Source organism: Streptomyces sp. NPDC030820, assembly GCF_055572075.1.
Map to the genome: position 1 here is coordinate 110,306 of NZ_JBVIEB010000010.1, position 22,178 is coordinate 132,483.

General features: G+C 71.5%; 19 protein-coding genes and 1 tRNA gene. 11 read left to right on the forward strand and 9 right to left on the reverse strand.

Annotated features, from left to right (window positions below):
- Positions 1–13: 13 nt before the first annotated feature.
- Positions 14–685 carry a hypothetical protein gene (locus ACZ418_RS26935; protein WP_468367678.1) on the reverse strand — a complete coding sequence of 224 codons (672 nt, stop codon included), beginning with the start codon at positions 683–685 and terminating at the stop codon, positions 14–16.
- A 55-nt stretch (positions 686–740) separates the two neighbouring features.
- Positions 741–1,607: a rhomboid family intramembrane serine protease gene (locus tag ACZ418_RS26940; protein ID WP_468367681.1), complete on the reverse strand. Its 867-nt coding sequence runs from the start codon at positions 1,605–1,607 to the stop codon at positions 741–743.
- A gap of 137 nt (positions 1,608–1,744) precedes the next feature.
- Here ACZ418_RS26940 and ACZ418_RS26945 point away from each other — a divergent pair, with 137 nt between their 5' ends.
- Both ACZ418_RS26945 and ACZ418_RS26950 read left to right on the forward strand, forming a co-directional pair.
- Complete coding sequence (locus ACZ418_RS26945) at positions 1,745–2,470, forward strand: vWA domain-containing protein (RefSeq protein WP_468367683.1); 726 nt, start codon at positions 1,745–1,747, stop codon at positions 2,468–2,470.
- A 23-nt stretch (positions 2,471–2,493) separates the two neighbouring features.
- On the forward strand, positions 2,494–3,105 hold the full coding sequence (locus tag ACZ418_RS26950; protein ID WP_468367686.1) for a TetR/AcrR family transcriptional regulator: 612 nt from the start codon (positions 2,494–2,496) through the stop codon (positions 3,103–3,105).
- A gap of 12 nt (positions 3,106–3,117) precedes the next feature.
- Here ACZ418_RS26950 and ACZ418_RS26955 read toward each other — a convergent pair whose 3' ends face one another.
- Positions 3,118–3,600: a MarR family winged helix-turn-helix transcriptional regulator gene (locus ACZ418_RS26955; protein WP_468367688.1), complete on the reverse strand. Its 483-nt coding sequence runs from the start codon at positions 3,598–3,600 to the stop codon at positions 3,118–3,120.
- A gap of 139 nt (positions 3,601–3,739) precedes the next feature.
- On the opposite strand from ACZ418_RS26955, the gene ACZ418_RS26960 reads away from it, so the two are divergent.
- Complete coding sequence (locus ACZ418_RS26960) at positions 3,740–5,179, forward strand: MFS transporter (RefSeq protein ID WP_468367691.1); 1,440 nt, start codon at positions 3,740–3,742, stop codon at positions 5,177–5,179.
- A 45-nt stretch (positions 5,180–5,224) separates the two neighbouring features.
- Here ACZ418_RS26960 and ACZ418_RS26965 read toward each other — a convergent pair whose 3' ends face one another.
- Together ACZ418_RS26965 and ACZ418_RS26970 are read right to left on the reverse strand one after the other, a co-directional pair.
- Positions 5,225–6,106, reverse strand: coding sequence for a hypothetical protein (locus ACZ418_RS26965; RefSeq protein ID WP_468367694.1), 882 nt, complete (start codon positions 6,104–6,106; stop codon positions 5,225–5,227).
- A 58-nt stretch (positions 6,107–6,164) separates the two neighbouring features.
- A complete protein-coding gene (locus ACZ418_RS26970; protein ID WP_468367696.1) occupies positions 6,165–7,922 on the reverse strand; it encodes a glycoside hydrolase family 35 protein in 1,758 nt (585 codons plus the stop codon).
- Positions 7,923–8,074: 152 nt separating this feature from the next.
- Here ACZ418_RS26970 and ACZ418_RS26975 point away from each other — a divergent pair, with 152 nt between their 5' ends.
- From ACZ418_RS26975 to pyk, 7 genes are all read left to right on the forward strand, one after another.
- On the forward strand, positions 8,075–8,992 hold the full coding sequence (locus tag ACZ418_RS26975; RefSeq protein WP_468367699.1) for a helix-turn-helix domain-containing protein: 918 nt from the start codon (positions 8,075–8,077) through the stop codon (positions 8,990–8,992).
- A 5-nt stretch (positions 8,993–8,997) separates the two neighbouring features.
- Positions 8,998–9,345 carry a chorismate mutase gene (locus ACZ418_RS26980; RefSeq protein WP_468367701.1) on the forward strand — a complete coding sequence of 116 codons (348 nt, stop codon included), beginning with the start codon at positions 8,998–9,000 and terminating at the stop codon, positions 9,343–9,345.
- A gap of 360 nt (positions 9,346–9,705) precedes the next feature.
- Positions 9,706–12,219, forward strand: coding sequence for an aminopeptidase N (gene pepN, locus ACZ418_RS26985; RefSeq protein WP_468367703.1), 2,514 nt, complete (start codon positions 9,706–9,708; stop codon positions 12,217–12,219).
- A 111-nt stretch (positions 12,220–12,330) separates the two neighbouring features.
- Entirely contained in the window at positions 12,331–13,161 is an 831-nt protein-coding gene (locus ACZ418_RS26990) for an NAD(P)H-binding protein (RefSeq protein WP_468367706.1), read from the forward strand.
- Between the two features lie 137 nt (positions 13,162–13,298).
- Positions 13,299–14,675: a pyridoxal phosphate-dependent decarboxylase family protein gene (locus tag ACZ418_RS26995; RefSeq protein ID WP_468367708.1), complete on the forward strand. Its 1,377-nt coding sequence runs from the start codon at positions 13,299–13,301 to the stop codon at positions 14,673–14,675.
- The gene (locus tag ACZ418_RS27000; protein WP_468367710.1) at positions 14,672–16,084 is read left to right on the forward strand and encodes a lysine N(6)-hydroxylase/L-ornithine N(5)-oxygenase family protein; all 1,413 of its coding nucleotides are present in this window, start codon (positions 14,672–14,674) and stop codon (positions 16,082–16,084) included. The genes ACZ418_RS26995 and ACZ418_RS27000 overlap by 4 nt, the downstream gene beginning before the upstream one ends.
- 135 nt (positions 16,085–16,219) lie before the next feature.
- On the forward strand, positions 16,220–17,659 hold the full coding sequence (gene pyk, locus ACZ418_RS27005) for a pyruvate kinase (protein ID WP_468367713.1): 1,440 nt from the start codon (positions 16,220–16,222) through the stop codon (positions 17,657–17,659).
- Between the two features lie 96 nt (positions 17,660–17,755).
- On the opposite strand, the gene ACZ418_RS27010 is transcribed toward pyk, so the two are convergent.
- Positions 17,756–17,830 (reverse strand) — tRNA-Leu (locus tag ACZ418_RS27010).
- 100 nt (positions 17,831–17,930) lie between these two features.
- Here ACZ418_RS27010 and ACZ418_RS27015 point away from each other — a divergent pair.
- On the forward strand, positions 17,931–18,587 hold the full coding sequence (locus tag ACZ418_RS27015) for an ANTAR domain-containing response regulator (protein WP_468367715.1): 657 nt from the start codon (positions 17,931–17,933) through the stop codon (positions 18,585–18,587).
- 60 nt (positions 18,588–18,647) lie between these two features.
- Here ACZ418_RS27015 and ACZ418_RS27020 read toward each other — a convergent pair whose 3' ends face one another.
- The 3 genes from ACZ418_RS27020 to ACZ418_RS27030 are packed head-to-tail and all read right to left on the reverse strand — an operon-like array spanning position 18,648 to position 22,176.
- The gene (locus ACZ418_RS27020; protein ID WP_388621304.1) at positions 18,648–19,364 is read right to left on the reverse strand and encodes an ABC transporter ATP-binding protein; all 717 of its coding nucleotides are present in this window, start codon (positions 19,362–19,364) and stop codon (positions 18,648–18,650) included.
- Positions 19,361–20,329 (reverse strand): ABC transporter ATP-binding protein, encoded by a 969-nt coding sequence (locus tag ACZ418_RS27025; RefSeq protein WP_468367720.1) that lies wholly within the window; start codon positions 20,327–20,329, stop codon positions 19,361–19,363. The genes ACZ418_RS27020 and ACZ418_RS27025 overlap by 4 nt, the downstream gene beginning before the upstream one ends.
- Before the next feature lie 5 nt (positions 20,330–20,334).
- Positions 20,335–22,176, reverse strand: coding sequence for a branched-chain amino acid ABC transporter permease (locus tag ACZ418_RS27030; protein ID WP_468367722.1), 1,842 nt, complete (start codon positions 22,174–22,176; stop codon positions 20,335–20,337).
- Between the last annotated feature and the right edge of the window lie 2 nt (positions 22,177–22,178).

Genomic DNA, 22,178 nt, shown 5'->3' on the forward strand with positions numbered 1-22,178 from the left:
CCTCCGGCCGGGCCTACTCGTACCAGACCCCGTGCAGCGGCCCGCGCTTGGTGACGGCCCGTACCCCGGCCGGTACGACGGCCCTGCTCCGGTCACCGCGGACGTGCTGGTAGAGCGTGGGCGTGGGCAGCCCGACGGTCTGGATCCAGCCACGGCCGTGCACATGCCCGGCCGCGATCAGCTCCTCCGCCTGCCCCGCCGGAGCCAGGGCCTTGTTGTACAACTGACCGATCGTCTGGTCGTCGTCGGCGTAGGCGAACCGTGCCGCGTACGCGTACCGGTCGTCGTTCAGCCACACGTACAGCACGACGGGCTTGTCCAGCACCGTCCGGAACCACCGCGCCGACCGGTCGGCCAGCTCATCGACCGTGCCGGTGGCCTCCAGTGCCCAGGCGGAGGGGCGGTCGGTCAGGATGAACAGCTGGTTGTGCAGACGGTCACCGCGGACGCGACCGCCGGAGAAGTGCACGCCGACGTCGATCAGATGGCGCGGGGCCTCGGGGTCGTCGAAGGACAGGCAGGCGACCAGCGCGTCGTCGGTCCGATCGAGCCAGCCGTCGACGCGGGCCTCGGCCCAACCGGCGGTGCGCTCGCGCAGCGCGGTCGCGAAGGCGCGCTCGTCGTCGGTGAACTCGAACTCTTCGTCGTCTTCCGGTTCGATGACGAACCACGGATGCTCGGGCATGGCCGGAAGCGTACGGCCGGCCCCGACGGCCGGCACCTGGTTCAACGGCGGCCGATCAGCTCGTCAGCGAGGCGACCTTCACCCAGGTGAGCACCAGCAGCAGCGCCGTCACCGCCACGCACACCCCCGCCTGGACCAGGGTGCGCCGGCCGTCCCGGGGCGCGTACGCGTAGGCCAGCGTCACCGCTGCGCCCGCGAGCAGGCCACCGAGGTGGGCCTGCCAGGAGGTCAGCCATGCGGAGATCACCAGCCAGGCCAGCAGCCCGCCCATGTACTGGTTGACCGCCCGCATGTCGTAGCCGAGCCGACGGCCCATCACGTAGTACGCCGCCCCCAGGCCGAAGATCGCGCCGGACGCGCCGACCGTGAACTCCGTGGGGGCGAGCAGCAGCACCAGCACCGAACCGCCCAGCGCCGACAGCAGATACAGCGCGAGATAGCGGACCCGGCCCAGCTGTGCCTCGACCACCCGGCCGATGTTCCACAGCGCGAGCATGTTGAACAGGATGTGCGTGATGCCGAACGTGCCCTCGCCGGGCGTCAGATGCAGGAACGCGCCGGTCAGCAGCCGGTACCACTCGCCGTGCGCGACGCCCTCCGGGAGGTGGCCCGCGGGCACGGTGCCGAGCATGGCGAAGCGGTCCTCGATGGACGGCCGCGCCAACTCGGCCAGGTAGGCGAGCACGTTGAGCCCGATGAGGACGTAGGTCACCAGCGGCACCGCGCTGATCCGGCCGCCGAACGCCGTGCGCGCCTGCCGCACCGACCTCGCGCCCTCCTGCACGCACTCCACGCACTGGTGGCCGACGGCCGCCTCGCGCATGCAGTCCGGGCAGATGTAGCGGTCGCAGCGGGTGCAGCGGACGTGGGACTCCACCTGGGGGTGACGAAAGCAGGTGGTGACGGCGGACTCGGCGGTCACGGCCGGCTCCTTGGAGAAAGATCGGGATGGGGTGAGCCGGTGGGGACGGCGGCGAACAAAAATAGCGAACTGGTGTGACAGGAGCGACAACAGGGCCCAGTGATCACATAAGCTGCCCGGAAAGCCGAGGGGGGACCATGGCCGCGATCAGTCTGCGCAAGGTGGAGGAGACCGCACCCGCGCTCGTCGACGCCTTCAGGTCGGCCGGGGTGTCGCTCACCAAGCACGGCCTGGACGGACTGCGCGCCGCCGTCTACCTGGTGGTCGACTACTCCGGCTCGATGAAGCCGTACTACGCGGACGGCAGCGTGCAGGCGCTCGCCGACCGGGTGCTGGGCCTGTCCGCGCACCTGGACGACGACGGCCGGGTGCCGGTCGTGTTCTTCTCCACGGACGTCGACGCGATCACCGACATCGCCCTCGACGACCACGAGGGCCGGATCGAGCGGATCGTGGCCGGGCTCGGGCACATGGGCAGGACCAGCTACCACCTGGCGATGGACGCCGTCATCGACCACTACCTGGACAGCGGCGCCACCGACCCCGCCCTGGTCGTCTTCCAGACCGACGGCGGCCCGATCAACAAGCTCGCCGCCGAACGGCATCTGTGCAAGGCGGCGAAGCTCCCGCTGTTCTGGCAGTTCGTCGGCTTCGGCGACCCGGGCAGCCGGCAGTTCGAGTTCCTGCGGAAGCTGGACGAGCTGGCCGTACCGGACAAGCGGATCCTGGACAACGCCGGTTTCTTCCACGCCGGCCAGGACCCGCGGCGTGTCTCCGACGCCGAACTGTACGACCGGCTGGTCGGCGAGTTCCCGCAGTGGCTGGCGGCCGCACGCGCCGCGGGCATCGTGCGGCTTCCCTAATGACTGTTTGAAACAATCGGTGCGTGCCCACCAAGAAGAACCCCCCGGTGACCGCGGCGGCAGCCCGGCGCGGTGAACTCCTCGGCATCGCCGCCGAGGTCTTCGCCGAGCACGGCTACAACGCCACCACCGTCCGCCGGATCGCCGACCACGCCGGGATGCTCGCGGGCAGCCTGTACTACCACTTCGAGTCCAAGGAGTCGATGCTCGAGGAGATCCTGCGGACGTTCCTCGACGAGCTGTGGGACGGCTACGACACCGTCCTCGGCTCCGGACTCGGGCCCCGCGAGACGCTGGAGGCGCTCGTCACCGAGTCCTTCCGGGAGATCGACCGGCACCGCGCCGCCGTCGCGATCTACCAGAAGGAGAGCAGGCAACTCGTCGCCCAGGAACGGTTCGCGTTCCTGGCCGAGTCGCAGGCGCGGTTCGAGAAGGCATGGCTCGGCACGCTGGAACGCGGGGTCACCGAGCATGCCTTCCGCGCCGACCTCGACGTCCGCCTCACCTACCGCTTCGTGCGTGACACCGTCTGGGTCGCCGCCTCCTGGTACCGGCCCGGCGGCGGGCACAGCCCCGAGGAGATCGCCCGCCAGTATCTGTCGATGGTGCTGGACGGGATCGCCGTACGCGCATAGAGCGCCGTACGGTCAGCCGGTCAGGCGGGCGGCGGCGGCGCGCTGGCGCTCGCTCATGACGGACAGGAAGCGGATGACGGTCCGCAGCTCGTCCGTGCTGAACTCCTCGCAGGCCTCGACGACGTCCCGCGCCCAGTCCTCGAAGAACCCGGCGAGTTCGGCGATCTTCTCCTGGTTCAGCTCGACCAGCACCCGGCGCTTGTCCGTCGGGTGCTTGACCCGGTGGACGAAGCCCTTGGTCTCCAGCCGGTCGATCAGTCCGGTGACCGAGGCGGGGGCGAGTCCGGTCAGCTCGGCGAGGTCCTTCGCGGTGAGCGGGCCGTGCCGCTGGAGGAGGTCGAGGGTCTTCTCCTCCGTCGCGTTCAGCCCCTGCTTGGCGGCGACGGCCGAGTGGAACATCACCGTGACCCCGCTGTGGACCCGGCCCACCTCCATGAGCTGCGCCAGCGTCTCGGAGCGCGCCGCCTCGTCCCGCTTCTCGTCTGCCTTGGCCATGCTCCCAGGCTAACAAAAATTTCGTTCGGACGAACTAATGACTTGCGGAGGGAGTGGTGTCGTGCAACTCTTTCGTTAGGCCGAACGAAATAAATCTTGGCCTGACGACATCCAGTGCCGAGGAGCCGAGGAGACCTCCATGTCCGCAACGCTCACCGAACCCGCCGCCGCCACGGCGCAACCCCATCCCCGCCGCTGGGCCGCGGCCGTCGTGATGATGATCGCGGCGCTCATGGACCTGCTGGACACCACCATCGTCAACGTGGCCGTGCCGTCGATCAGCCGTGATCTGCACGCCTCGCCGAGCGACCTGCAATGGACGGTCTCCGCCTACCTGCTGGGCTTCGCCGCCGCCCTGATCGTCTCCGGCCACCTCGGCGACCGCGTCGGCCGCCGCCCGCTCTTCCTCGCCGGTACGGCCGGCTTCGGGCTGGCCAGTCTGGCCTGCGGGCTCGCCCAGTCGCCGGGACAGCTGATCGCGGCACGCGCGGTGCAGGGCGTGCTCGCCGCCGTGCTGGTGCCGCAGGTGATCGGCTCGTTCCGCACCCTCTTCCACGGCAAGGAACGCGGCGCCGCCTTCGGGATGTACGGCGCGGTCGCCGGGTTCGCCTCCGCCGTCGGGCTGCTGCTCGGCGGGGTCCTCACGGACGCCGATCTGTTCGGCTGGGGCTGGCGCTCGGTGTTCCTGGTGAACGTGCCGGTGGCCGTGGCGACCTTCGTCGCCGGGCTGCTGCTGGTCCCCGCCACACGCGAGCGGTCGGCGGGCCGGCCGGACGTGCTGGGCAGCCTGCTGCTGGCCGGCGGCCTGGTCGCGATCGTGCTGCCCCTGGTGCAGGGCCGGGAGAACGGCTGGCCGCTGTGGGGCTGGTGCTGCCTCGGGGCGGGTGCGCTGGCGGTCGTGGGGCTCGGGGTGTACGAGGCCCGGCGGCACCGCCCCGGGACGGTGCCCCTGCTGCCCGCCCGCGCCTTCCGGCTCCCCGCGTTCTCCGTGGGCGTGCTCGTCCAGCTGCTGTTCTCCGTCGGCATGCAGGGCTTCTTCCTGGTCTTCGCGGTCTGGCTGCAGGCCGGTGAGCGGTATACGCCGATGCAGGCCGGGCTGGTGACGGTGGCCTTCTCGGCCGGCGGCTTCCTCACCGCGCCCGCCGCGGACGGGCTCGCCGTACGGTACGGGCGGCTGGTGCTCGGCGCCGGGGCGCTGCTGATGGCCGGCGGCTTCGGCTGGGTGTGGTCCGTGGTCGACGGCGCGCCGGCCGTGCACACGGGGGCGTGGCCGCTGGTGCCGGGGCTGGTCATCGCCGGGGCCGGACTCGGGTTCCTGGTGGTGCCGCTGGTGAACGTGGTGCTGTCGGCGGTGCCGGGGGAGTTGGCCGGCGGGGCGTCCGGGATCTTCTCGACGGCTCAGCAGTTCGGCGGAGCGGTGGGGGCCGCCGTGGTCGGCACGGTGTTCTTCGGGGCCGTCGGGAAGGGGATGACCGGGGCGCTGGGGGACGCGATGCCGTGGGTCGTGGGCGCGTTCGTGGTGTGCGGGGGGCTGTGTGCGGCGCTTCCCCGGCGGGCGGTGGCTGAGGACCTCGGCTGACACACCGGACCATCTGGGGGCGCAGCCCCCGGTGGTGCCGTAAGGCTACGTGTCGCACTCCAGCACCGTCCGGCACAACCCGCACCGCGCCCGTACCCGCCCCTTCACCGGTATCCGGATCCGCTGGTGGCAGGTCGGGCAGGGGAAGGACACGCGCAGGTGGCCGGAAGGGTCGGGGCTGAAGGCATAGGGGCCGGTCGGCTGGATACCGGGCGAGTGCCGCCGGTCGTGGGCATAGCGGCGCCGACCCGCCCAGCCGGCGCCGGTCAGCGGCGGCTGCTGTTCGTCCCGCCGGGCCAGGGACATGCCCTTGACGTACGCGTCGTAGGCCTGCGGGCTGGTGAACCACACCGACGGGTCCTCCTGGAAGAGCAGCGCCCGCTTGGCCAGGACGTAACCGAACTCCTCCGGGGTGAGGTAGCCGAGCTTCTGCGAGGAGACGGCGTCCTCCCGGAAGGCGTCCAGCAGCAGCCAGCCCGCCCCGAGGTACGTCGTCACCGTGTCCGTGAGGATCTCGTTCTCCGGCGTCGTGGGGAAGGAGAGGTCCAGTCGATGCAGGTACACGTGCGCCACCTCGTGCGCGAGCGCCGCGCCGATGTCCCGGCGGTGGGTGCGGAAACGGTCGTTCAGTTCCACGAAGTACTCGGGGCCCGCGGCCAGTTCGACGTTCGCCGCGTGGGTCATCTCCCGGAAGCCGACGATCAGCCGCGCGTCCGGCAGCCGGAAGTGCCGCACGATCTCGCGGGCCACCCGCTGCGCGCCCAGATGCAGGTCGTCGGTGTCGCAGAAGGCCACGTCGGCGGGGAGCACGCTGGTCGAGAAGGTCTGGACGGTGCCGTAGGACAGGCGCTTGTACAGCGCGGTGATGGCGGCCCGCACCGTCTCCAGGTGCGGGTAGCCGTGCTGGACCGGTCCGCCGTTCGCCACGTCCGCACCCCCAAAGACGCCGGAACTCCTCTCCACTGTAGGCGGGACGGGCCGCTGGTCACACGGGCAGCAGGCGGGGCGCCGGGCGGCCCGGTTCGGTGTCCTGCAGTTCCAGGACCCAGACCTCGTTCTCGCCCTCCCGCAGCACCGGGCCGGGGACGTACAGGGACCGCTGGGGGCCCACCGACCAGTAGCGGCCCAGGTTGAAGCCGTTGATCCAGACGAACCCGCGGGTCCGGCCGGGCAGCTCCAGCCGGGCGTCCCCGGCCCCGTGGACCGTGACGGTGCCCCGGTACAGCCCCGGTGCGCCCTCCCGCGGCAGCGCGCCGAACCGCACCGCGTCCACACCGTCGTCGAAGGCGCACAGATCCAGCCCACGCGCGCGTACCCCGTGCAGGAACTGCCGTTCGTGCAGGATGCCGCCGGTGATCCCCTTCGCCTCCCCGAAGCGCGGCCCGTAGTTCACCCGCCCGAGGGACTCCACCCACAGCTCCACGCGCGCGGGGCCCGCGACGGGCTCCTTCAGCCGCGGCTCCTCCTCGGTGAGCACCCCGGCCCGCTCGCCGTCGACGTACACCACCGCGAGGTCCCGCAGCCCGCGCAGGGTCAGCGGGTACGGCTGCCGGGGGCCGGGCACGTCCACCTCGTAGCGCACCAGACCCCGGGTGACGTGCAGTTCCTCGAAGGTGGGCGGCAGGGGGGCGACCCTCTCCGCGCCGCCCAGCGTCTCCAGGACGCCGGCCAGGGGCGCCCAGGCGTCCAGCGTCACCTCCGCCGGGCGGCCCAACCGGGCCGGCATCGGCGGCAGTTCGGGCAGCGGTCCGGGACGGTGGTCGGCCAGCACCTCGCGGAAGCGCCAGAACTTCTCCGTGGGGCGGCCGTACTCGTCGACGGGGGCGTCGTAGTCGTAGGAGGTCACGTCCGGCTCCAGCGGGCCCTCGTGCAGTTCGCCGCCGCCCCGGTTGGCACCCGCCCAGCCGCCGAAACTCGTGCCGCCGTGCGCCATGTAGAGGTTCACCGACGCCCCGCACTCCAGGATCTCCCGCAGCGCCCCGGCGGCCTCCTCCGGGTCCCGTACGGCATGCCCGCCGGCCCAGTGGTCGAACCAGCCGCACCAGAACTCCATGCACATCAGCGGGCCTTCGGGGCGGTGGCGGCGCAGCGTCTCGAAGGCCACGCGTGCGTGGGAGCCGAAATTCACCGTGGCGAGCACCCCGGGCAGCGAACCGCCGGTCAGCATGTGGTCCTCGGGGCCGTCCGAGGTGAACAGCGGGACCGTGACCCCCTTGGCGCGCAGCAGACCGGCCAGCGCCTCCAGATAGCCGGTGTCACTGCCGTAGCTGCCGTACTCGTTCTCCACCTGCACCAGGATCACCGGGCCGCCGCGGTCGATCTGCCGGGGCACGATCTCGTGCGTCACATGGTGGAACCACTGCTCCACGCGGGACAGATACCGCTCGTCACGCGTGCGCACGTGCGTGCCCGGCTCGCCCGTCACCCAGGGCGGCAGTCCGCCGTTCTCCCACTCGGCGCAGATGTAGGGGCCCGGCCGGACGATCGCCCACATCCCGGCCTCCCGGACCGCGTCCAGGAAGCGGCCGAGCGCCTGCACGTCCCGGTAGCCGCCCGGGGCCGGCCAGTGCAGGTTCCAGGGAACGTATGTCTCCACGCAGTTCAGGCCCATCGCCCGGAGCATCGCCAGTCGGTGCCGCCAGTGACCCTCGTGCACCCGGAAGTAGTGCAGCGCCCCGGACAGCAGCCGCACCGGCCGCCCGTCCAGCAGGAAGTCGGATTCCCCCACCGCGAACTCGCTCATGCGGTCAAGCCTCACCTCTTCCGGCGGTCGGCGCCATGGACGAAGATCGTCGCTGCTTGGACAAACCGTCTGGACAAACCGTCTGGACAAACCGTCTGGGCAAGATCGTTTGGACAGAACTCCGCGTCGGAGCACGCCCGGGAGGAGCACCGATGTACCAGACCTGGATGCGGTTCTTCAGCCCCGGCCCCGCCCACCAGCGGCTCGGTCTGGTCTGCCTCGGCGTCGGCCTCCAGCACGGCGCGCTGCCCACGGTCGGCCCGCGCGCCCTCGACCACCACGTGGCCGTCGTGATCAGCGCGGGCCGCGGCTGGTACCGGGGCGCCGACGGCCGCCGTACGACCGTCACCGCGCCCGCGCTGCTCTGGCTCACCCCCGGCGTGACCCACCACTACGCGCCCGATCCGGACACCGGCTGGGACGAGGGCTTCGTCGACTTCGCCGGGCCCGCCACCACGACGTACACCGAGCTCGGCTACATCGAACCCGAGCGGCCCGTCGTCCCGCTCTCCGACGCCGCCGGGCCCCGCGCGGTGGTCGCCCGCATCGCCCGCGCCGCCCGCCGCGGCAACCCGCTGCTGGAGGTGGAGACCGGCGCCGCCGTGCACGAACTCCTCGTCGCCCTGCGCCGCGCCCGCGCCGACCTCGCCCCGGACGGCGACCAGGTGCTGCAGGCGCTCGCGCGGGACGCCTGCACACCGATGAGCGTCGCCGACCACGCGCGCGTGCACGGCATGACCCCCGCCGAGCTGCGCAGTGCCGTCCGCCGGGCCGCGGGCTGCAGCCCCAAGGACTACCTGCTCGGCATCCGCCTCGGCCGTGCCAAGGAACTCCTGGCCGCCACCGAGCTGCCGGTCGCCGCCGTCGCCCGCCGTGTCGGCTACGACGACCCCGCGTACTTCTCCCGGCTGTTCACTCGCCGTGTGGGGCTGGCCCCGGTCCGCTTCCGCGCCCAGCAGGGTCGCAGCGTGCCCGGCGGCTGGAGCGACCGCGTACCGGAACCGGATGATCCGCCTATGATCCACTCTCCGGACAGCCCGGAGGGCCGGCCCGGAGAACCCATAGGGTGACCTGCATGACCACCAGCAACACCGGAACCGGTGACGTGGACCCCGAGGTCCGCCAGGAACTGGAGCGGCTGCGCGACAGTATCGACAACATCGACGCGGCCGTCGTCCACCTGCTCGCCGAGCGGTTCAAGGCCACCCAGCAGGTCGGCCGGCTCAAGGCGGTGCACCAGCTGCCGCCCGCCGACCCGGCCCGCGAGGCCCGCCAGATCGCGCGGCTGCGCCGCCTCGCCGAGAACGCCAAGCTCGACCCGGGCTTCGCCGAGAAGTTCCTGAACTTCATCATCGCCGAGGTCATCCGGCACCACGAGCGCATCGCCGAGGACACCGCCAACGGACAGCAGACGGACGCCTGATCCCGACCGGGGCGGTCGCGGCCGACCGGCAGCGATGAGGTAGCCGAGGGGGCGGCGAGCGCGGGCGAAGGGCGGACGGGGGCGGGCGCCGGTGGGCAGCGCGGGCAGTCAGGCGCCTGGCCAGGGCGGGTGTCGCGCGCGGGCGTGGAGGGTCCGGGGTCCGAGAGGGATGGGCGCCGGTGGGCGGGCGCGGGCAGTCGGGGGCCGGGCCAGGGCGGTCGCGGTGGGTCGGGGGGCCTGGGCAAGGGAGCGGGCGGAGAGAGCCGGGGCGCGGCAGGGGGCCGGGGCGCTGAGTCGGACATATGTCGTGAACCCGTTCACCCCTGTGCGCTGTCAGCGCGATCAGGCAGCATGGCCTGCATGTCCGTACTCACGCGCGATGAAGCGCAGCTCCGAGCACAGCTCCTCGACGTCCACCGCTACACGGTCGAACTGGACCTCACGACCGGGGACGAGACCTTCGACTCCCGCACTGTGATCCGGTTCACCGCGCGGTCCGCCGGGGACACGTTCGTGGAGCTGAAGCCCGCCGAGTTGCGCGCCGTCACGCTCGACGAGGAGCCCCTCGACCCCGAGTCGCTCGACGACGGCCGGCTGGCGCTGAAGAACCTCTCCGCCGGGGAGCACGAGCTGCGCGTCGACGCGGCCATGCGCTACTCCCGCACCGGCGAGGGCATGCACCGCTTCACCGACCCCAGCGACGGCGAGACGTACGTCTACACCCAGATGTTCATGGACGACGTCCAGCGCGTCTTCGCCGCCTTCGACCAGCCCGACCTCAAGGCCGTCTTCGAGGTCTCCGTCAGGGCACCCGAGGGCTGGACCGTGCTCGCCAACGGCATCACCGAACAGCGGGCCGACGGCGTCTGGCAGGCCGCCCCCACTCCGCTGATCTCCACCTACCTCGTCGCCGTCGCCGCAGGCCCCTGGCACTCGGTGCGCACCGAGCACCGCGGACTGCCCTTCGGTATCCACTGCCGCCGCTCCCTCGCGCCCCACCTGGAGGCCGACGCCGAGGAGATCCTCGACGTCACGCGCGCGTGCTTCGACCGCTACCACGAGAAGTTCGAGGAGCCGTACCCCTTCGACTCCTACGACCAGGCGTTCGTCCCCGAGTTCAACGCGGGCGCCATGGAGAACCCGGGCCTGGTCACCTTCCGCGACGACTTCGTCTACCGCTCCGCCGTCACCGACGCCGAGCGGGAGACCCGGGCCATGGTCATCGCGCACGAGATGGCCCACATGTGGTTCGGCGACCTCGTCACCCTCAAGTGGTGGGACGACATCTGGCTGAACGAGTCCTTCGCCGAGTACATGGGCTACCAGACCACCGCCGAGGCCACCCGCTTCACCGGCCCCTGGACCGAGTTCGGCGTCACCCGCAAGGCCTGGGGCTACGACGCCGACCAGCGGCCCACCACCCACCCCGTCGCCCCCGAGAAGGTCGACGACACGGCCTCCGCGCTGCTCAACTTCGACGGCATCTCCTACGCCAAGGGCGCCTCCGCGCTGCGCCAACTCGCCGCCTGGCTCGGCGAGAAGGACTTCCTCGCCGGCATCAACACCCACTTCACCCGGCACCGCTTCGGCAACGCCACCCTCGCCGACTTCATCGACTCCCTCGCCTCCGCCACCGAGCGCGACGTGCCCGCCTGGGCCGACAGCTGGCTGCGCACCACCGGCGTGGACCGGCTCACCCCCGCCGTCGCCTTCGCCGACGGCACCTGCACGCTGACCGTCGACCGCACGGGCAGCCGCCCGCACCGCCTCACCGCCGGCCTGTACGACCACGACGTCGCCGACGAGGGTCGGCTGGTGCTGCGCGAGCGCCTCGACCTCGACGTCCCGCAGACCGCCCCGCAGCCCATCGGCAAGCGCCCCGCGCTGCTCGTGCTCAACGACGGCGACCTCACCTACGCCAAGGTCCGCTTCGACACCGAGTCCTTCGAGACGGTCCGCGCCGGCCTGTCGGGCCTGCCCGACCCGCTCACCCGCGCGGTCGTCTGGAACGTCCTCAGGGACGCCGTACGCGACGGCGAACTGGCGCCCGCCGCCTACCTGGAGACCGCCCGCGCCCACCTCCCGCGCGAGACCGACCTCGCCCTGGCCCAGGGCGTCCTCGCCTTCGCCTCCGGCCAGATCGCCGACCAGTACCTGAGGCCCGAGGACCGCCCGGCCGCCCTCGCGACCCTCACCGCGCTCTGCCGCGACCTGCTGCGGCGCACCGAGGACGGCGACCACCCGGGCCTGCGCCTGATCGCCGTACGGCACCTGATCTCCGTGGCCGCCCACCCCGACACCATCGCCGCCTGGCTCGCCGACGGCACGGTGCCCGGCGGGCCCGAACTCGACCCCGAGCTGCGCTGGCGCATCCTCGGCCGGCTCGCCGTGCTCGGCGCCACCGACGAGGCCGCCATCGCCGCCGAGCTGGAGCGCGACCCGAGCGCCACCGGCCAGGAGGGCGCCGCCCGCTGCCGTGCCGCCCTGCCCGACCCCGAGGCCAAGCGGACGGCCTGGGAGGCGATGTTCGCCGGCGACGACCTGTCCAACTACCTCTTCACGGCCACCGCCCAGGGCTTCTGGCAGCCCGAACAGGCCGATCTGGTACGGCAGTACGTGCCGCGCTTCTACGCGGACGCGGTCGCCGTCAGTACCCGCCGGGGCCCCGCCATCGCGCAGGCCGCCGGCCGCTGGGCCTTCCCGGCCCACGCCGTCGACACCGAGAACCTGCGGCTCGGCGAGGCCTGTCTGCGCGACACCGACCCCACCCCGGCCCTGCGCCGCACCCTCGCCGACCGCCTCGACGACCTGGCCCGCGCCCTGCGGGTGCGCGGCGAGGACACGGAAGAGTCGCAGGTGGCACGGGTGGAGTAGGTCCCTGGGACTAGGGCGCGGCTGGTCCCTGCCGACGATGCCGCGGTCCGGATCGCCCCCCTAGGCTCGAGCTGTCAGGAACGATCAGCCGAGCCTTCGGAGGAACCTTCCGTGATCGTAGTGACCGGCGCCACCGGCAATGTCGGCCGTGCCCTCGTCGACCGTCTCCTCGCCGCGGGCCGGCCCGTGCGGGCGCTCACCCGCAACCCGCAGCGGGCCGCCCTGCCCGCCGGCGCCGAGGTGGTCCGGTTCCGGCCGGACGACCCTGCCGCCCTGTTCGGCGGGGCGACGGCCCTCTTCCTGTACGCACAGGCGGGCACGGCCGACCTCCTCCAGGCCGCCCGCGCCCACGGGGTGCGGCATGTCGTGCTGCTCTCCAGCGGCATCATCCAGGAGGGCGCCGACGAAACCCACCCCATCCACGTCATGCACGCCACCGCCGAACAGCAGATCCGCGACAGCGGGCTCGACTGGACCTTCCTGCGGCCGAACGCCTTCGCCACCAACGCCCTGCAGTGGGCGCCGCAGATCCGCGCCGGGAACACCGTCCGGGGCGTGTTCGCGGACGGGCTGTCCGCACCCATCCACGAGGACGACATCGCGGCCGTGGCCGAGCAGGTGTTGCTCTACGGCGGACACGAGGGCGCCGTGCACCGGCTGACCGGTCCCGCGGCGATCACCAACGCCGGACAGGTCGCGGCGATCGGCGCGGCCGTCGGCAAGGAGCTGACGTTCGTGGCGACCGACCCCCGCGAGGCGGGCCCCGAACTGTTCCCGCACGTACCACCGCACATGCTCGAACGGCTCCTGCGGACCTTCGAGGAGACGGTGGGCGTAGCGCCGGAGATCACCGACACGGTGGAGAAGCTGACCGGCGCACCGGCCCGCACGTTCGCCCAGTGGGCCCGGGACCACGCGGAGGACTTCGGCGGAAAGGCCTGAGCACCCTTCCGCCGTACCCACTTTCGGGTTTCGATCGTTGAGCTTTCGGGACACACAGGGCGCTTCCCGTACAAGCTGGAAGCCCAAGGCCCCGTAAAGCCGGAAGGCGGGGTCGGTCCACGAGCGGAGGGAAGCCGATGAGCGGTCAAGAACCTCTGCGCCCGCCGCCCCTCGCCTCGGGCCCGCACGGCCCCGCCGCCCTGCGCCCCCTCCTCGGCACCGTCCTCGACGCGCTCGCGGCCGGAGCCCGGGCGCGCGGCGGGCCGTTGCCCGGTGGGGGACCGCAGGCCGTCGCCGCCCGCGTCGCCGACGCGCTCGGGAGCGTGCTTGCGGACCAGGGCGACCCCGACGCCCTGCGCGCCCTCGTGCACGCCCTAGCAGAGGGCGCCGCCGACCCCGCCGACCCGCTGTGCGCGGCCCATCTGCACTGCCCGCCGCTCGCCGTGGCCACCGCCGCCGACCTCGCCGTGAGCGCCCTCAATCCCTCCCTGGACTCCTGGGACCAGGCCCCGGCCGCCTCCGCCCTGGAGGCCGCCGTCACCCGCGCCCTCGCCCACACCGCCGGGCTCGCCGACGCCCTCATGACCACCGGCGGCACCGAGTCCAACCAGCTCGCCCTGCTGCTCGCCCGCGAGGCGCACGGCGGCAGTGTGCGCCTCGTGTGCGGGGCCAACGCCCACCACTCGCTGCCGCGCGCCGCCTGGCTGCTCGGCCTGCCCGACCCCGTCGTCGTCCCGGCGGCCGGCGGCACCCTCGACCTCGCCGCCCTCGACGAGGCCCTCACCACGCTCTCCGGCCCGCTGCTGGTCGCCGCCACCGCCGGCACCACCGACGCCGGCCTGATCGACCCACTGCCCGAGATCGCCGGCCTGTGCGCCGCGCACGGCGCCCGACTGCACATCGACGCGGCCTACGGCGGCGGCCTGCTCTTCAGCGACCGGCACCGGGAGAAACTCGCCGGGCTGGAAGCCGCCCACACCGTCACCCTCGACCTGCACAAGCTCGGCTGGCAGCCGGTCGCCGCCGGTCTCCTCGCCGTCGCCCGCCCCGCCGAACTCGCCGTCCTCCACCAGCGCGCCGACTACCTCAACGCCGACGACGACACCGAGGCCGGACTCCCCGACCTGCTCGACCGCTCCCTGCGCACCACCCGCCGCCCCGACGTCCTCAAGACCGCGGTCACCCTGAAGACCCTCGGCCGCACCGGACTGGGCGCACTCGTCGACCAGGTCTGCTCCCACGCAGGCGAGTTCGCCGCCCTGGTCGAGGAACACCCCGGCTTCGAGCTGTACGACCGGCCCGTGATCAGCACCGTCCTGTTCCGGCCCGCAGACGCCGCCGACGGCGCCGTGGCCGCCGTACGCCGCAGGCTGCTGCACGAGGGCCGGGCCGTCCTCGGGCGCGCCCGGCTCGACGGCCGCCTCTGGCTCAAGGCCACCCTCCTCAACCCCCACACCCGGCCGGACGACCTGGCCCAGCTCCTGAAACTCGTCGAAGAAGGCACCCTCGCATGACCAACCCCCCACGCCACGAGCCGACATCCCCCCGCGACCTGGTCGGCATCGGCATCGGCCCGTGCAACCTCTCACTGGCCGCCCTCGCCCACCCACTCGCCGAACTCGACGCCGTCTTCTACGAACAGCGACCCGGCTTCGACTGGCACCCCGGCCTGCTCATCGAGGGCGCCACCATCCAGGTGCCGTTCCTGGCCGACCTGGTGACCCTCGCCGACCCGACCAGCCCGTGGAGCTTCCTGAACTACCTCAGGACCCGCGAGCGGCTCTTCCCCTTCTACTTCGCCGAGCGCTTCCACATCCAGCGCACCGAGTACGACGCCTACTGCCGCTGGGTCGCACAGAGCCTGCCCGGGCTGCACTTCCGCCACCAGGTCGACGCCGTGCGCTGGAACCCCGAGCGGGACGTGTTCGAGGTCGACTTCACCCAGCTCGACGCCGAGGGCGAGGCCGAGGCCCTGGGCCGTGCCTACACGCGCAACGTCGTCCTGGGCGTCGGCACCGCGCCCTATGTGCCCGAACCGCTCAAACCCCTGGTGGACGCCTCGGGCGTACCGGTCGTCCATGCCGCCGACTACCTGGACCACCGCGCCGACATCCTCGCCGCCGGGCACGTCACCGTCGTCGGCTCCGGACAGTCCGGCGCCGAGGTCTTCCTCGACCTGCTCCGGCACCGACCCGCCGGACGGGAGAGGCTGCACTGGATCGGCCGCAGCGAGGCGTTCGCTCCGATGGAGTACTCCAAACTGGGCCTGGAGCACTTCACCCCCGACTACACCCGCTACTTCCACGCCCTCGCCGAGCCCGTCCGGGACCGGCTGGTCGCCGCCCAGTGGCAGCTGCACAAGGGCATCGACGCCGGCACCCTCGCCACCATCCACGACGAGCTGTACCGGCGCACCCTCGACGGCGGCTGGCCCGACACCGTCCTCACCCCGGGCGTCCGGGTCCGCACGGCGGGCCGCATCGCCAACGCCAGGATCGAGCTGCACCTCGAACACCTCCAGCAGCACAGCCGCTCCCGGCTGGCGACCGACGCCGTCGTCCTCGCCACCGGCTACCGCGAACGCCCGCTCGCCCGCCTCCTCGCCGCACTCGACCCCTACATCCGCCGCGACAGCAGCGAACGCCTGCGCATCGACGAGGAGTTCCGGCTCGTCCTCGACCCGTCCGTGACCGGCACCGTGTACGTCCAGAACGCCGAACTGCACACCCACGGCGTGGGCGCACCCGACCTCGGCCTCGCCGCCTGGCGCAGCGCCGGCATCCTCAACTCGCTCACCGGAAAAGAGCCGTACCCGCCGGCCTCCCGAACGGCCTTCACCACCTTCGGCCTCCAGGAGGACCGGAACCGAGTACCACAGTCCCGGCAGGGGCAGCACCTCACACCCCTGGTCGAGGGAAGGTGACCGCGCGGGTGGAATTCGCTCATCGGAGCGAGCGGTCGCACAATTCAACACTTGTCAATGACCCTTTACTCAAAGGTTGTTGAGTGGTCATGTGGGGCCGATTATCTACCCACGGGTAAGGCCTAGGCTCGACATATGCGCCGAGCAAAGATCGTCTGCACTCTGGGCCCCGCCACCGACTCGTACGACCAGATCAAGGCGCTGGTCGACGCCGGAATGGACGTGGCCCGGTTCAATCTCAGCCACGGCACCCACGCCGAACACGAGGAGCGCTACCGGCGAGTGCGCAAGGCGGCCGACGAAACCGGCCGCAGCGTCGGCATTCTCGCCGACCTTCAAGGCCCGAAGATCCGGCTCGGCCACTTCGCCGAAGGACCGGTACTCCTTGAACGCGGCGACACCTTCACCATCACCGTCGAGGAGGGCGTCGAGGGCGACCGCCACCAGTGCGGCACCACCTACGCCGGCCTCGCCGCCGACGTCACCCCCGGCGAACGCGTCCTCGTCGACGACGGCAAGGTCTGTCTGGAGGTCACCGCTGTCGAGGGCCCCCGCATCCGCACCCTCGTCATCGAGGGCGGCGTGATCTCCGACCACAAGGGCCTCAACCTCCCCGGCGTCGCCGTCTCCGTCCCCGCCCTGTCCGAGAAGGACGAGGAGGACCTGCGCTGGGCGCTGCGCTGCGGCTTCGACGTCATCGCCCTCTCCTTCGTCCGCAGCGGCGACGACGCCAAGGGCGTGCACCGGATCATGGCCGAGGAGGGCCGCCGCCTCCCGGTGATCGCCAAGGTCGAGAAGCCGCAGGCCGTGGCCAACCTCGACGACATCGTGGCCGCCTTCGACGGACTCATGGTCGCGCGCGGCGACCTGGGCGTGGAGATGCCCCTGGAGCAGGTGCCGATCGTGCAGAAGCGCGCGATCAAACTCGCCAAGCGCAACGCCAAGCCGGTCATCGTCGCCACCCAGATGCTCGACTCGATGGTCGACAACTCCCGGCCGACCCGCGCCGAGGCCTCCGACGTGGCCAACGCGGTCCTCGACGGCACGGACGCGGTGATGCTCTCCGGCGAGACCAGCGTCGGCAAGTACCCGGTCGAGACCGTGCGCACCATGGCCAAGATCGTCGCGGCCGCCGAGGAGGACATGCTGGCCAAGGGCCTCCCGCCGCTGACCGAGCGGAACAAGCCGCGCACCCAGGGCGGCGCGGTCGCCCGCGCGGCGGCGGAGATGGGCGACTTCCTGGGCGCCAGGTTCCTCGTGGCCTTCACCCAGTCGGGAGACACCGCCCGCCGCCTGTCCCGCTACCGCTCCCCGATCCCCCTCCTGGCCTTCACCCCCGAACCGGCCACCCGCTCCCAGCTCAGCCTCACCTGGGGCGCCGAGACCTTCCTCGGCCCGCACGTCGACTCCACCGACGCCATGGTCGACCAGGTGGACGAACTGCTGCTGAAATACGGCCGCTGCGAGAAGGGCGACGTCGTGGTGATCACGGCCGGCTCCCCGCCCGGCGTCTCCGGCTCGACCAACATGGTCCGGGTACACCACATCGGGGAGGACGACAGCCCGAAGGCATGAGACCCGAAGGCATGAGACGAGAGCCTGAAGGCATGAAAAAGGGCCCCTCATCCTGAGGGGCCATCCGAAACCCTGACCTTGGAAACCAAGGAAAAGTGCCCCGGGTCGGACTCGAACCGACACTGTACGGGTTTTGAATCCGTTGCCTGCTGCCAATTGGGCTACCGGGGCTCGCAGAATCCAAGGTCTCCCCCGACCCTCCGCGCGTCCACCATACCGTAGCTAGGTAGGCTCTTGTCAGCAGTACCCCTGCCCTGAACGAGGAGCCCCCGTGACCGCCGAGTCGCCCCAGCCCGTAGACGCGCCCGACGACGACAAGTCGCACGTGCCTCCGCTGACGACCCGTGTCGTCATCGCCGAGGACGAGGCCCTGATCCGGCTCGACCTCAAAGAGATGCTGGAGGAGGAGGGGTACACCGTCGTCGGCGAGGCCGGGGACGGTGAGCAGGCCGTGGAGCTGGCCCGTGAGCACCGGCCGGACCTGGTGATCATGGACGTGAAGATGCCCAAGCTCGACGGCATCTCCGCGGCCGAGAAGATCGCCGAGGAGTCCATCGCGCCGGTGCTGATGCTCACCGCCTTCTCGCAGCGCGACCTCGTCGAGCGCGCCCGGGACGCCGGTGCCATGGCGTACCTGGTCAAGCCGTTCAGCAAGAGCGATGTCGTCCCGGCCATCGAGATGGCCGTCTCGCGCTTCACCGAGCTGAGGCAGCTGGAGCAGGAGGTCGCCGACCTCACCCAGCGCCTGGAGACCCGCAAGCTGGTCGACCGCGCGAAGTCGATCCTCCAGACGGAGTACGGTCTGACCGAGCCGGCCGCGTTCCGCTGGATCCAGAAGACCTCCATGGACCGGCGGATGTCGATGCAGCAGGTCGCCGAGGCGGTCATCGCGGACAACGAGGAGAAGAAGGCGGCCAAGAAGGGCTGACCTGTACGGCAAAGGCCCGTGCCCCGGAGAAGGGGGCGCGGGCCTTTGCCGTCGTACGGGTCAGTCCTCGCCCAGATAGGCCTTGCGGACCGACTCGTCGTGCAGCAGGTCCTGGCCCGTGCCGGACAGGACGATGTTGCCGATCTCCATGACATGGCCCTGGTCGGCGAGCGAGAGCGCCGCCTGGGCGTTCTGCTCGACCAGCAGGATCGTCGTGCCCTGGGACTTCAGCTCGGCGATGGTCGCCATGATCTTCTGCATCATGATCGGCGACAGGCCCATCGACGGCTCGTCCAGCATCAGCAGCTTCGGCTGGGACATCAGGGCGCGCCCCATCGCCAGCATCTGCTGCTCACCGCCGGAGAGGGTGCCCGCGGCCTGCTTGCGCCGTTCACCCAGGATGGGGAAGAGGTCGTAGGCGCGCTGGATGTCCTTCTCGATGCCGGGCTTGTCGCTGCGCAGGAACGCGCCGAGGCGCAGATTGTCCTCGATGGTCATGCGCGGGAAGATGTGCCGTCCCTCGGGGGAGTGGGCGAGGCCCAGGGAGACCACTTGGTGGGCCGGGACCTTCTTCAGCGACTTGCCGTTGAACCGGATCTGGCCGCCGACCGGTTTCAGCAGGCCGGAGAGCGTGCGCAGGGTGGTGGTCTTGCCGGCGCCGTTGGTGCCGATGAGGGTGACCACCTGACCGGCCTCGACCTTGAAGGAGATGCCCTTGACGGCTTCGATCTTGCCGTAGGCGACCCTCAGGTCCTCCACTTCGAGCAGTGCGGTCATCGGTCGTTCTCCTTGCCGGGCGCGGCGTCGGTCGTGGTCTCGGCGTTCGCCTCAACTGACTCATCAGACTCGGCAGACTCGGCTGCGTCACCGGTCTCGGCGTTGGCCTCGGCGGCCTCCACCTCGGCCGCCTCTTCGTCGCCGGGCGCGTTCTCGAAGGGCTCGCCGAGGTAGGCCGCGATGACGCGTTCGTCGCCCTGGACGGTGGCGCTGTCGCCCTCGACCAGCTTCTCGCCCTGCACCAGGACGGCCACGCGGTCGCAGAGGTTGAAGATGAAGCGCATGTCGTGCTCGATGACGAGGACGGCGATTCCCTTGTCCCGGATCGCGAAGACCAGTTCCTCGGTGGCCCGGGTCTCCTGCGGGTTCATGCCGGCCGTCGGTTCGTCGAGCAGCAGCAGACCGGGCTCGCTGGCGAGCGCGCGGGCGATCTCCAGCTTGCGCTGCTCGCCGTAGGGGAGGTTGCGGGCGAGGTGCTCGGCCTTCCGCTCCAGGCCCACGAACTCCAGGAGTTCCATGGCCCGTTCGCGGGAGGCCTTCTCGGCGCGGTGGAATCCGGGGCCGCGCAGCAGCGCGGACCACAGGCCCTCCTTGGTGCGGGTGTGCCGGCCGACGAGGACGTTCTCCAGGACCGTCATGTTCGCGAACAGCCGGATGTTCTGGAAGGTGCGGGCGATGCCGGCCGCGGTGACCTTGAAGGACTGCGGCGGGAGCACCTGGCCCTTGTAGCGGACCTCGCCCTCGGTGGGCACGTACAGGCCGGTCAGGCAGTTGAAGAAGGTCGTCTTGCCGGCGCCGTTGGGGCCGATCAGGCCGACGATCTCGCCGCTGTGGACGGTGAAGTCGACGTTGCGTACGGCGGTGAGGCCACCGAAGCGCATGGTCACGCCGCGGGCGTCGAGCACGACCTCGCCGGGTGCGGAGGCGCCGGGGACGGCGTCCGTGGTGGTGGTGTCGGTAGTCATCGTGGTCAGGCCCCTGCCTTGGTGAGGACGGCGGGTGCTTCGGCTTCTTCGTGGAATTCGAGCTGGCGGCGCCGGTTGGGGATGAGGCCCTCCGGACGGAAGCGCATCAGCAGGATGAGGGTGACGCCGAAGGCGAAGAGCTGGTAGTCGCCCAGGAACTGCAGCTTGGCCGGGATCAGGTACAGCAGGGACGCGCCGACCAGCGGACCGGCGATGGTGCCCATGCCACCGAGGACCACCGCGGCCAGCAGGAAGGCCGAGTTGGGCGGTACGGCGTAGGCGAACTGGTACTGCTCCGGGGTCACGGTGTATGTGACGTGGCCCTGGACGGAGCCGGAGAGACCGGCCAGGCAGGCGCCCAGGGCGAAGGCGATGAGTTTGACCCGGAAGCCGTTGATGCCCATGGCGAGCGCCGCGGTCTCGTCCTCGCGGATGGCGATCCAGGCGCGGCCGATGCGGGAGTCGCTGCTGCGCCGGAACACCACGACCACGATGAGCGTGATGATCAGCATGAGCAGCAGGTAGTTGGCGAACCGGCCGATGGTGGTGCCGAGGATCTGGTGCTCCTGGCCGAAGTCGAAGCCCGCGATGTTCAGGTTCGGGATCGAGGAGATGCCGTTGGAGCCGTTGGTGACGTCCGGGCCCGAGGTGCCGTCCATGTTGAGGACGGTGATGCGGAAGATCTCACCGAAGCCGAGGGTGACGATGGCCAGGTAGTCGCCGCGCAGTCGCAGGGTCGGGGCGCCGATGATGACGCCGAAGATCATGGCGACGACCGCGCCGAGCAACGCCGCGGCCCAGAACGGCCAGTTGACGTGCAGCGGGGAGGACGGCGAGCCGGAGACCAGGGCCGCGGTGTAGGCGCCGACGCCGAGGAAGGCGACGTAACCGAGGTCGAGCAGGCCGGCGAGGCCGACGACGATGTTCAGGCCCAGCGCGACGGTCGCGAAGATCAGGATGTAGACGCCGATCGTCGCGTACTGGTCGTTGGACTGGGTGAAGGGGAAGGCCGCGGCGGCGACGAAGGCGCCGATCATGGTGACGGTGCGGTGCTTCGCGGTGATCGCCGAGACCCGGGCCACGAGCCCGGCCTTGGAGAGGGCGGCGAAGCCGAAGCCGGCGGTGATGAGGAAGCCGATGAACAGCTCGTCGTACGGTGTGCTGACGCCGTAGCTGAAGACCCACAGGCCCACGGCCATGGCCGCGACGATGACGAGGATCTCGGCGTAGGCCGGCAGGGCCCGCGCCGGTTCCGGGGCCTTGGCGACGAAGGCCGCCTTGAAGATGTTCCATTTCTGCCGGGAGTTGTGGCGGAACAGGTCCCAGCCGCGGTCGTCCGGGTCGGCGAGGTCGGGCTCCGGCCGCTCGAACGGCAGGGCCAGCGCGCCGAGCAGGGCGGCCAGGGTGGCGACGGCCACGACGAAGCCGCCGGGCTCCAGGTTCACCAGGCCGCCGAGCTCGTCGCTGATGGCGATGACGGTGTACCAGGCGGTGGCGAAGGTACCGAGCGCGGCCAGCTTGAGGGCCGCGTCGGCGCCTCCGGGCGTCAGCCACCCGAGGCCTTTGACGCCGTAGGAGGCGAGGCCGAACAGGGTGGTGAGGATGCCTCCGATCAGCACCAGGACCTGCAGGCCGCCCGGGTAGCCGTAGACGGTGAGGTCACCGGGGAAGTCGGCGGTCCAGGTCCAGGAGAGGAACGTGGAGACGATCGCGAGGGCGCCGCCGCCGGTGGCGAGGGCCCTGCCGAGTGGAGCCGGCAGACCGATGAGGCCGGACGGGGTGGTGGGGGGTGCGCTCGGGGTGTCGGGCGTCTCGGGGGTCTCGGATGCGGTGGTCTGTGTGGTCATCG